This window comes from Streptomyces sp. NPDC047971 (assembly GCF_040653355.1).
GTDB lineage: Bacteria > Actinomycetota > Actinomycetes > Streptomycetales > Streptomycetaceae > Streptomyces.
Genome location: NZ_JBEZNW010000049.1, coordinates 35,658 through 46,148 on the forward strand (window position 1 = coordinate 35,658; position 10,491 = coordinate 46,148).

Annotated in this window: 11 protein-coding genes; 6 read left to right on the plus strand and 5 right to left on the minus strand. The window is 71.8% G+C overall.

The window, feature by feature from the left end; genetic code table 11:
- The first annotated feature begins 22 nt into the window (after positions 1-22).
- The gene (locus AB0D99_RS31510; protein WP_362370027.1) at positions 23-1,033 is read left to right on the plus strand and encodes a quinone oxidoreductase; all 1,011 of its coding nucleotides are present in this window, start codon (positions 23-25) and stop codon (positions 1,031-1,033) included.
- 206 nt (positions 1,034-1,239) lie between these two features.
- Here the strand turns inward: AB0D99_RS31510 and AB0D99_RS31515 are convergent, their stop codons facing one another.
- Together AB0D99_RS31515 and AB0D99_RS31520 are read right to left on the minus strand one after the other, a co-directional pair.
- Positions 1,240-1,788: a GNAT family N-acetyltransferase gene (locus AB0D99_RS31515; protein WP_362370030.1), complete on the minus strand. Its 549-nt coding sequence runs from the start codon at positions 1,786-1,788 to the stop codon at positions 1,240-1,242.
- A gap of 15 nt (positions 1,789-1,803) precedes the next feature.
- The gene (locus AB0D99_RS31520) at positions 1,804-2,643 is read right to left on the minus strand and encodes a helix-turn-helix domain-containing protein (RefSeq protein WP_362370033.1); all 840 of its coding nucleotides are present in this window, start codon (positions 2,641-2,643) and stop codon (positions 1,804-1,806) included.
- Between the two features lie 78 nt (positions 2,644-2,721).
- Here AB0D99_RS31520 and AB0D99_RS31525 point away from each other — a divergent pair, with 78 nt between their 5' ends.
- On the plus strand, positions 2,722-3,312 hold the full coding sequence (locus tag AB0D99_RS31525) for a TIGR03086 family metal-binding protein (protein ID WP_362370036.1): 591 nt from the start codon (positions 2,722-2,724) through the stop codon (positions 3,310-3,312).
- Between the two features lie 127 nt (positions 3,313-3,439).
- On the opposite strand, the gene AB0D99_RS31530 is transcribed toward AB0D99_RS31525, so the two are convergent.
- Positions 3,440-3,685 (minus strand): hypothetical protein, encoded by a 246-nt coding sequence (locus tag AB0D99_RS31530; protein WP_362370039.1) that lies wholly within the window; start codon positions 3,683-3,685, stop codon positions 3,440-3,442.
- Positions 3,686-3,939: 254 nt separating this feature from the next.
- On the opposite strand from AB0D99_RS31530, the gene AB0D99_RS31535 reads away from it, so the two are divergent.
- Complete coding sequence (locus AB0D99_RS31535) at positions 3,940-4,830, plus strand: ABC transporter substrate-binding protein (protein WP_362370042.1); 891 nt, start codon at positions 3,940-3,942, stop codon at positions 4,828-4,830.
- Here the strand turns inward: AB0D99_RS31535 and AB0D99_RS31540 are convergent.
- Positions 4,821-5,252 (minus strand): MerR family transcriptional regulator, encoded by a 432-nt coding sequence (locus AB0D99_RS31540; protein ID WP_362370060.1) that lies wholly within the window; start codon positions 5,250-5,252, stop codon positions 4,821-4,823. The two genes, AB0D99_RS31535 and AB0D99_RS31540, sit on opposite strands and share 10 nt — an antisense overlap.
- A gap of 95 nt (positions 5,253-5,347) precedes the next feature.
- On the opposite strand from AB0D99_RS31540, the gene AB0D99_RS31545 reads away from it, so the two are divergent.
- A complete protein-coding gene (locus AB0D99_RS31545) occupies positions 5,348-7,315 on the plus strand; it encodes an APC family permease (RefSeq protein WP_362370045.1) in 1,968 nt (655 codons plus the stop codon).
- A gap of 58 nt (positions 7,316-7,373) precedes the next feature.
- Here the strand turns inward: AB0D99_RS31545 and AB0D99_RS31550 are convergent, their stop codons facing one another.
- Positions 7,374-7,967 (minus strand): hypothetical protein, encoded by a 594-nt coding sequence (locus AB0D99_RS31550; protein ID WP_362370048.1) that lies wholly within the window; start codon positions 7,965-7,967, stop codon positions 7,374-7,376.
- A 257-nt stretch (positions 7,968-8,224) separates the two neighbouring features.
- Here AB0D99_RS31550 and hemL point away from each other — a divergent pair, with 257 nt between their 5' ends.
- Both hemL and AB0D99_RS31560 read left to right on the plus strand, forming a co-directional pair.
- Complete coding sequence (gene hemL / locus AB0D99_RS31555; protein ID WP_362370051.1) at positions 8,225-9,532, plus strand: glutamate-1-semialdehyde 2,1-aminomutase; 1,308 nt, start codon at positions 8,225-8,227, stop codon at positions 9,530-9,532.
- Positions 9,529-10,230: a histidine phosphatase family protein gene (locus tag AB0D99_RS31560; RefSeq protein WP_362370054.1), complete on the plus strand. Its 702-nt coding sequence runs from the start codon at positions 9,529-9,531 to the stop codon at positions 10,228-10,230. The genes hemL and AB0D99_RS31560 overlap by 4 nt, the downstream gene beginning before the upstream one ends.
- Positions 10,231-10,491: the final 261 nt, after the last annotated feature.

Here is a 10,491-nt window from a genome sequence, read left to right on the forward strand (position 1 = left end):
ACGAGCCGTTAATTGGAGGGTCATGCGAGCGATTCAGGTGTACGAAGTGGGCGGTCCCGAGGTGCTGCGGGAGGCCGAGGTGGACCAGCCGCGGCCGGGTCCGGGCGAGGCGGTCGTGGAGGTCGCCGCATCCGGGGTCAACTTCCTCGACGTCTACCACCGCGAGGGCCGGTACGTCCTCCCGCTGCCCTTCACTCCGGGCACCGAGGGCGCCGGCACGGTCGTCGACGTCGGACCAGGCGTCACCGACGTCGCCGTCGGGGACCGGGTCGGCTGGGTGGAGATTCCCGGCTCGTACGCCGAGCGGGCCGTCGTGGACTCCTCCCGGCTGGTGCCGCTGCCCGACGACATCGACTTCGAGACGGCCGCCGCCGTGCTCCTCCAAGGCATGACCGCGCACTATCTCGTCAAGGACGCCTACCCGGTCCGGGAGGGCGACACGGTGCTCGTGCACGCTGCCGCCGGTGGCATGGGGCTGCTGTTGACGCAGCTCATCACCCATCTCGGCGGCAGGGTGATCGGCACGACGTCGACCACGGCGAAGGCCGAGCTGGCGAAGCGTGCCGGGGCCGCTGAGGTGATCCTCTCCTCCGCGGTCGACGATCTCGCAGCCGAGGTGAGGCGGCTCAACGGCGGTCAGGGACTGCCGGTCGTCTTCGACGGCGTCGGCGCGCACACCTTCGACGCGAGCCTCGCCAGCCTGCGGCCCCGCGGCCATCTCGTGCTCTTCGGCGCGGCAAGTGGTGCCGTGCCGCCGTTCGATCCGATGCGGCTCGCCCACGGCGGTTCGCTGACCCTGATCCGGCCCAGCCTCGGGGACTTCATCGCCGATCGGTCCGAACTGCTCCGGCGGGCCGCCGATGTGTTCGAGTGGGTGCGCTCCAAGGCGCTTGAGGTCACCGTGACGGGCCGCTACGCATTGTCCGAGGCGGCCCAGGCCCACAGCGATCTGGAGGCTCGGCGTACCACCGGCAAGCTGCTCGTCGTACCCGATGCGGCCGCCGTCGGACGCCGCGAGGAGACGCAGAGCTGATCGCGGGTGACGAGGTCGGGGATCTTGGAGACTGAGATGTCGCGGGCATGGCCGACCGCCATCGCCGAGATCCCCGGCAGCGTCAGGCACTCAGCGGGCCGAGATCGAGTTCCGGCGGGTTTCCGGCGCATCCGGGTCGCACCTCTTCACGATCCCTCAGCCGAGACCTGGCTCACCCCTCTCCACGACCTCCCGGGACGGAACACCTAGGGCGCGGGCGTCTCCAGGTCCAGGCGCCAGTCGTTGCAGCGCAGCGGATGGCCCGGCGGGTACTCGACGTCACGCGCGCCGAGCAGTTCGAAGCCCGCCTTGCGGCACACCGCGTTCGACGGAGCGTTGTCCGTCGACGGGAACGCGTGCAGGAAGCGGCGCGAGCGCTCGGCCCGGGCCAGCCCGGCCACCGCGCGTGTGGCGGCGGTCGCGACACCCCGCCCCTGGAACCCGGGAAGCACCGTCCAGCCCGTCTCGTAGACCGGCTCCCCGTCCACCTGCTGCTCCCAGAAGCCGATGGCGCCGACCGCGGCCGCCTCGGGGAGCAGGACGATCCGGAACATCCGGCCCGCGCTCGTCCCCGCGACGCTCAGATCCACATAGCGCCGATGCCGCTTGAGCAGCGCCTCCTCCGACTCGGGGCCGCCGAGATGTTCCATCAGCTGCGGTGCGTTCATGGCGCGCAGCAGCCCGAAGTCGTCCTCGGACCACGGTTCCAGCCGTACGGGCGAGGTCGTCGGGGCCGGTGCGGTGTCGTGATCCATGACCCGCACTGTAGGTCAGGGGTCGGACACCTGGCGGGCGTACGCGGTCGGCGGCACCCCGACCGTCGCCGTGAAGTCCCGTACGAGGTGGGCCTGATCGCTGTATCCGAGCTCGGCGGCGAGTCCGGCCCAGTCCGGGGGGTCCTGCCCGGCGGCCTCCGCGCGTTCCAGGGCCTCGTGGATGCGGTAGCGCAGGATGACCCATTTCGGGCCGACGCCGACGCAGTTGGCGAAGAGCCGCTGGAGCGAACGGCTCGACAGGCCCTCGGCGCGGGCCAGTTCGGACACCCGCCGGATCGTGCGGTCCCCGCGGACCCGGTCCACGAGCGCCATGGCCTGTGCCGCCTGCGGATCGGGAGCCGGGCCGTGGCCCAGCAGAAAGGCGTCGAGCGCCGCCACGCGCGCGTGGTCGGCCTCCGGGGCGAGCACCGCGTCCACGGAGGCGTCGTCGGCGTCCGCGAACACCTCGGCGAGCGGGACCCGGCGTCCCGTCCACTCCGACACCGGCCGGGCGGGGGCGAACGGCCGGAAGCCGCCCGGCCTGAACTGCACTCCGCAGACCCGGCCGACGCCCGTCAGCTTCTTCGTGAACAGTTCGAGCCCGATCCCGGCGACCTCCCCGAAGACGGCTTCCCCGCCCTCGTCCACATACCGCTGGAAGACGACGTTCACGGACGGATGCGGGACGACGTGACTGGCGTATGGCTCGGAGAGCTCCCAGTCGATGAACCAGTAGTGCTCCAGGAACGGGCGCAGCTCCGGTGCCGGCTCGTGACGGCGGAAGCGGACGCGGGCGAGGAGTTCGTCGGGGTCGACGATTCCCCGGGTGTCACGGCGCGGGCCGGAGGGAGCCATGCCCTCCAGCGTAGGCGCCGACCCGTGGGTGTCGTGTTTCTTCAAGACGCGCCGAGGCGGGATCGTTAGCGTCGCTCCATGACGAACCGTACGCAACCCATCAGTGAGCTGCTCGGTACCGCTGCCGCCCAGGCCGTTCCCGCGGTGCGCGGTGTCGCCGACTCCGACCTCGACGCGCCGACGCCGTGCTCCGAGTACGACGTGCGCGCCCTGCTCAACCACCTGTTCCAGGTCGTGGTGAACTTCCAGGCGCTGGCGGCCAAGCAGCCCGCCGACTTCTCCACGACCCCCGACCACCTGGCCGACCCCGACTGGCGCGTCCGCTTCGAGGCCGAGACGGCGAAGCTCGTCGCGGCGTGGGCGGCGCCGGGTGCGGAGGAGGGCACCTCGGGGGGAATGGGTCTGCCGTCCCGCACCGTCGGGTCGATGGTCCTGCTCGACCTGACCGTGCACGTGTGGGACCTCGCCCGGGCCACCGGCCGGACCTTCGTACCGGAGCCGGACGTCGTGGAGAACCTGGCGGAACTGGTGGACCGGATGGCTCCGACGGCCCGGTCGATGAACGTCTTCGGCGAGCCGGTGGAGCCGCCGCGGGGCGCGTCCGCGTTCGAACTCCTCCTCGCGGCGACCGGCCGAGACCCGCGCGGCTGGGCGGCCGCGACGGGGTGACCGCGGAACCGTCCGCCCGTGAGCGTGAGCAGGTCGATCATGCCGTCCGGTCGGGCCTGACACGCCCGTCCAGCCGTCAGCCGTCCGGACCGCCCCTCCCACGCGAGCCGGAGGGATCCGGGGCGGGCTACCGCAGGCGGCCCGCGGAGCCCACCGAGAGGCGTGAGACGACCTGGCCGAAGGCATGCTCCTCGGCCGGGGTGAGCGACACGGTCTCCTGGGGGTGCCAGACCCGCTCCAGCGGGGCTTCCGCACGGGCGCGGCGGGCGCGGGAGCGCAGCCCCAGCGCCACCCACACGGCGGCGGAGACGGCGAGCAGCCCGAGGAGGGTGATCACGCGGGGGTCCGAGAACTGGCCGGGCAAGGACGACATGGCTGACTCCAGGGCGCGGGGGCCGGTACAGGGGGCGCGCCACGCGGGGGATGTCGCCCGGGCACGGCGCTGACGATTCCGACTGCTTCCTCCCGACCTGTTCAGTTAACACCCATCCATGGGGCTTTCGGCAGGGGGGTGCGGGACCGAAGTCCCGGCCGGGCCCGTGAGGTGCGAGGCCCTCTTGTGCGGGTAGGGGAAGCGCTTCAAGGTGGCCGGGACAGGGAGAGTTTCGGCCGGGGAGGAGCAGCCGCATGTCGGACACAGGGGTGTGGGGGTTCACCGACGACAGGGGGACGGAGCTGACGGACGTGCGGCCGCCCGAGCGGGTGGTGGCCTATGTGCGGGCGGGGGCGGCGCTCCGGGATCTGGGGGTCACTCCGGTGGGGGTGTACGGCTCGGGGCACGACGGCGGGGCGCTCGATCCGGTCAAGGCGGGGGAGCTGGCGGCGGCCGGTGTCCCGTATCTGGGGCCGGGGCGGACCCTGGACGAGGAGGCCGTGCGGGCGCTGCGCCCCGATCTGATCGTCGACGTCACCTACGACGGGAAGAGCGCGTACGCGCTGGACGAGTCGGTCGCCGAGCGGCTCGGGGTGCCGCTGATGGTGCTCTCGGTGGGCAACGAACTCACGCTGTCGGCGATCATCGGGCGTTTCGGCGAGCTGGGTGCGGCGCTCGGCGGACCGGCGGCGGGTGCGGCGCCGGGGGGCTCGGAGGTGGACGGGCGGCCGGCGCTCGGGGGCTCGGCGGCCTCCGTCGCGCAGCAGGAGTCCGAGGCGGCGCTTCGTGCTGTCGCCGCGCGTACGGACCTCACCGTCCTCGCGCTCTCCGGTGCCGGCCCCGATCAGGTCCATCTGGCCCGGCCCCACGCCTGGCCCGAGCTGGCGCGGCTCCAGGAGCTCGGCGTGCGGCTGCTCGACCCCGGGCCCGGCGCGGGCGCGAACTGGCTCACCGCCGACTGGGAGCACGCGGCCCGGTTGAACCCGGGCCTGGTGCTCTACGACAGCCGCGCCAACGCCGTCGGACCCGACGCGTTCCCGCCGGTGGGGCACGCGCGGGTGGAGCCGTGGAATCCGGAGACCCCGCCGAGCCCGGCGGCGTACGCCCGGTTCTTCGCGCGGCTCGCCGCGGCGCTTCAGGAGTAGACGGGGCTTTCGGCCCGCCCGGCCAGGCGGGCCCGCAGTGAGCCGGCGAACTCCTCGGCACGGGTGAGTTCGGCGCGCAGTTCGGCGACCCGCTCGGTGGCGGCCCGCTCGTAGCGTCGTACGCGTGCGACCACGGCGGACCGTTCCTCGGGCGGGAGCTCGCCGTCCGTGCCGGGGTGGTCCGCGGCGAGGCGGTCGACGGCCGTGAGCAGCTCGCGGGTCTCGTCGAGGGAGAAGCCGAGCGGCTTCATCCGGCCGATCACCATCAGCCGCTCCACGTCGGCGTCCGTGTAGAGCGGGAATCCGCCGGGGGACGATGCGGAGGGGACGACCAGACCGGTGTCCTCGTACTGGCGGATGGACCGCAGGGACAGCTCCGTCCGCGCGGCGACCTCGCCGATCTGCATGGGTTCGCCGGCCAGGCGCAGTCTTCTCACGTCGTCCGTCCTTCCTTGTGCGGGCACCAACGGGCGCGGCTTCCGCGCCGTTCATTCTGTTTGTCCTAACTTCAGCACTTATGAGAGCTGGAAGTGCGGCGAAACGCCTGCTCGTGGGGCGGCCTTTGGACAGCGGCAGGCTCGGCGAGACGCTCCTGCCCAAGAAGCTCGCCCTGCCGATCTTCTGCAGCGACCCGCTCTCGTCGGTCGCGTACGCCACCGAGGAGATCCTGCTCATCCTCGCCCTCGGCGGGATCGCCGTGCTCCACCTGGCCTGGTACGCGGCGGTGGCGATCGTCATCCTGCTGGTGGTCGTCGTGGCCTCCTACCGGCAGACCTGTTACGCCTACCCGGGCGGCGGCGGGGCCTATGTCGTCTCCGCCGAGAACCTCGGGCAGACCGCCGCGCTCACGGCCGCCAGCGCGCTCCTCATCGACTACGTGATGACGGTCGCCGTCTCGGTCGTCTCCGGCGTCGCGGCCATCACCTCCGCCGTCCCCGCGCTCGACGGGCACGCGGTAGCGATGTCGGTCTTCTTCGTGGCCGTGCTGGCCTGGCTGAATCTCCGCGGTGTCCGTGAGTCGGGGCGGTATTTCGCCATTCCGACGTACGCCTTCATCGCCACGATCTACCTGATGTTCGCCGTCGCGGCGGTCCGGATGGCGACCGGGTCGACGATCCGCGCCGAATCGGCCGACCTGCCGATCCACGAGGTCTCCAGCTACACCGGCCTCGCCCTCGTGCTGCTCGCGATGCGGGCGTTCGCCTCGGGCTGTACGGCGCTGACGGGGGTCGAGGCGATCAGCAACGGTGTGCCGGCCTTCGAGAAGCCCAAGAGCCGCAACGCGGCCACGACCCTCGCGATCATGGGCGCCGTGGCGGTGACCATGTTCTTCGGGATCACCACCCTCGCCATGGTCTACGAGGTGCATGTCGCCGAGGACCCCACCGAGCTCGGCCTGGCCCCCGGCACCGCGATGCCCACCGCGCTCGCGCAGATCGGCCGTGCCACCTTCGGCAGCTGGCACTTCCTCTTCTATCTCCTCCAGGCCGTCACCGCCGCGGTCCTGATCATGGCGGCCAACACCGCCTTCAACGGCTTTCCGATGCTCGCCTCCGTCCTCGGGCGTGACCGCTACGCGCCCCGCCAGCTCTTCCACCGCGGTGACCGGCTCGTCTACTCCAACGGCGTCCTCCTGCTGGCCCTGGCTGCGATCGCGCTGATCGTCGCCTTCGACGCCAGCCTCACCCGCCTCATCCAGCTCTACATCATCGGCGTCTTCGTCTCCTTCACCCTGTCCCAGGCGGGGATGGTCAAGCACTGGCGGCGAGAACTCGCCACGCCGGCGGGCGCCGCCGACCGGCACCGGATCCTGCGCCGGCTGGCCATCAACGCCTTCGGCGCCTGCCTGACGGCGGTCGTCCTGGTGATCGTGCTGATCACCAAGTTCACGCACGGAGCCTGGATCGTGGTGATCGCGATGCCGGTCCTGTTCGCCGGGATGAAGGGCGTGCGCCGGCACTACGACGCGGTGGCCGCCGAGGTCGCCGCCGAGCCCGGCGCCCGCCCCCGCGCCCTCGCCGAGAACCACGTGATGGTCCTGGTGGCCTCGGTGAACGCGCCGAGCCTGCGGGCCCTGTCGTACGCGAAGACCCTGCGGCCGGCCTCGCTGACCGCGGTCACGGTCGCCGAGGACCCCGCGGAGGCGGAGGTGCTCAGGGCGACCTGGGAGGCGCACGGCATCGACGTGCCGCTGCGGGTGCTCAGCTCCCCGTACCGGTCGATCGTCCAGCCGATCCTGCGCCACATCAGGGAGGCGCCCCAGCGGACCGGGGACTCCGTCGTGTCCGTCGTCATCCCCGAGTACGTGGTCGGCCACTGGTGGGAGCAGCCGCTGCACAACCAGAGCGCGCTGCGGCTCAAGACGCGGTTGCTGTTCATGAAGAACGTCGTGGTCATCGACGTTCCGTACCGGCTGGCCTCGGCCCGTGAGCTCGCGGCCGAGCGCGCGAAGGCCGCCGAGGACGCGCGCGACCGGGGAAGGTGAGCGCCCGGTGCGGCGCGTCAGGGCCCGTGAGCGGCGGCCGTGCGTCCGGGGCGGGCCGCTACGGCCAGACCAGGCAGTACGGCTGGTGTCCCGCCTCGTGGAGGCGGACCGAGAAGTCCTGCCACTCGTGGAGCAGCTGGTAGACGTTGAACGCGTCGCGCGGGCCGCCCCGGTCGGGGACCGTGGACCATATGAAGGCGGCGGCGCCGACCGATTCCTCGCCGATGCCGCGGAGCGGGTCGACCACGGTCATGGGCAGCTTCACCACGGCGTAGTCGGGGTGGAGGACCACCAGCTCCAGCGGGGGCACCTTGTGCAGGGGCATGCCCTGGATGCCCGTGAGGACCATCGCGGCTATGGTCTCGGGCTTGATCTTGGTGAACATGCCGCCCATGCCGAGCTCGTCGCCGCCCAGCTCCTCCGGGCGCATCGAGATCGGGACGCGGGCCGCCGTGGCGCCGTCGGGTGCGCCGAAGTACTTGTACGTCACCCCCAACCGGCCGCTCCCGCCCCCTGTCGTGGATCCCGTGGATCCCGTGGTCTCCGAGGACTGTATGGGTTCTTCCGTACGCCGTCGCCGGTGCCGCCCCCGCCGGGCAGGCTCGGGACCCAGATCGTCCGTCCCCTCACCCAACCCGCCACCGCGATGCATATCTCCACCCGAGTGCTTTTTAGGCAACACGACCCCCGCCGCGCAACCCGATCATCGTGACAGTGACCTCCCCCACGCTCTCGCGGTGAAACACCTGTCCGCAAGAACGTCCGGCCCTCTGACACCATGGATTCCGTGAGCCATCCCTTTGACGCCCCAGTTTCGCAGACGCGGAGGACCGACGCCTTGGCGTAATTCACAGGGTGCTCACGCCCGTCTCTCCGTACTCGCAGACTTACTCGCAGGTCAGGACCACAGTGCCGTATTCATACGAAGCCCCAGTCTCACAGACGCTTTTCGACCGCGCGTCCCTCGTGACGCCCGGCGGCGTGAACTCGCCGGTGCGCGCCTTCCGTGCCGTGGGCGGAACGCCCCGGTTCATGGTGTCCGGTACCGGCCCGTACCTCACCGACGCGGACGGCCGTGAGTACGTCGACCTCGTCTGCTCGTGGGGGCCGATGATCCTCGGCCACGCGCACCCCGAGGTGGTCGCCTCGGTGCAGGCCGCCGTCGCCCGTGGCACCTCCTTCGGGACGCCCGGCGAGGGCGAGGTCGCCCTCGCGGAGGAGATCGTCTCCCGGATCGAGCCCGTCGAGCAGGTTCGGCTGGTTTCCTCCGGTACGGAAGCGACGATGTCGGCCATCCGGCTCGCCCGGGGCTTCACCGGCCGGGCGAAGGTCGTGAAGTTCGCCGGCTGCTACCACGGTCACGTGGACGCCCTCCTTGCCGCGGCCGGCTCCGGTGTGGCCACCTTCGGCCTGCCCGACACGCCCGGTGTGACCGGCGCGCAGGCCGGCGACACGATCGTCCTGCCGTACAACGACCTGGAGGCGGTCCGGGCCGCGTTCGCCGCGCACCCGGGCGAGATCGCCTGCGTCATCACCGAGGCGTCGCCGGGCAACATGGGCGTCGTCCCGCCGCTGGACGGCTTCAACGCCGGCCTGAAGCAGCTGTGCTCCGAGAACGGCGCGCTGTACATCTCCGACGAGGTCATGACCGGCTTCCGGACCTCCCGCGCCGGCTGGTACGGGGTCGACGGGGTGAAGCCCGACCTGATGACCTTCGGCAAGGTCATGGGCGGCGGCTTCCCGGCGGCGGCCTTCGGCGGCCGCGCCGACGTCATGGGCCACCTCGCGCCGGCGGGCCCGGTCTACCAGGCGGGCACGCTCTCCGGTAACCCGATCGCCACCGCCGCCGGCCTCGCGCAGCTGCGGCTGCTCGACGACGCCGCGTACGCCACCGTCGACGCGGTCTCCAGGGAGATCCAGGGGCTGGTCACCGGCGCGCTCGCCAAGGAGGGCGTCGCGCACCGGCTGCAGACCGCCTCCAACATGTTCTCGGTCTTCTTCACGGCCGACGAGGTCCGGAACTACGACGACGCGAAGAAGCAGGAGGCGTTCCGCTTCAACGCCTTCTTCCACTCGATGCTGGCCGACGGGGTCTACCTGCCGCCGTCCGCGTTCGAGTCCTGGTTCGTCTCCACGGCCCACGACGCGCGCGCGATCGAGCGGATCGCCGCCGCCCTGCCGGCCGCCGCCCGAGCCGCGGCGGAGGCCACCGCGTGAGCGCCGCCGGGAACAGGAAGGCCGACGACGACATCACCGTCGTCCACCTGGTGCGCCACGGCGAGGTCGAGAATCCCGAGGGCGTGCTCTACGGCCGCCGCGCGGGCTACCACCTCTCCGAGCTCGGCCGGCAGATGGCCGACCGGGTCGCCGAGCACCTGGCCGAGCGGGACATCACGTACGTCGTGGCGTCCCCGCTGGAGCGTGCGCAGGAGACGGCCCAGCCGGTCGCCAAGGGGCACTCGCTGGACCTGGCCACGGACGAGCGGCTGATCGAGGCCGCCAACGTCTTCGAGGGCAAGACCTTCGGCGTCGGCGACGGGGCCCTGCGCAAGCCGGGCAACTGGAAGCACCTCACCAACCCGTTCAAGCCGTCCTGGGGCGAGCCGTACGTCGAGCAGGTCGTACGGATGATGGGGGCGCTGGACGCGGCGAAGGACGCGGCCCGAGGGCACGAGGCGGTCTGCGTCAGCCACCAGCTGCCGATCTGGATCGTCCGCAGCTTCGTGGAGAAGCGGAAGCTGTGGCACGACCCCCGGCGGCGCCAGTGCACGCTGGCCTCGCTGACCTCCTTCACCTACCGGGGCGACAAGATCGTCTCGGTCGGCTACAGCGAGCCGGCCCGTGACCTCGTGCCGGCGCACCTGCTCGCGGGCGCCAAGCCGGTGAAGGGCGGAGCGAAGGCGTTCGGCGCCTAGGGCGTGTATCGAAAGTCCCGCCTGCCCCGCGACGCCTGGCACGCACGCTCGCCGCGTTGTCGGGATCGCCCGAGTACGCCCGGTACGAGGGCGACCCTCCGCCTTGCGATCGCACATGCCAGACGCCGCGGGGCCCGCCCTTCGGGCGGACGGCGCCACTTTCGAAACACGCCCTAGTATTCTGAGTCGGGAATTCTGTTCAGATGTGTAGGCTTGCTGCATGGCGCGGACGGGGCGGCCGAAGGCCGAGTTGACGTTGTC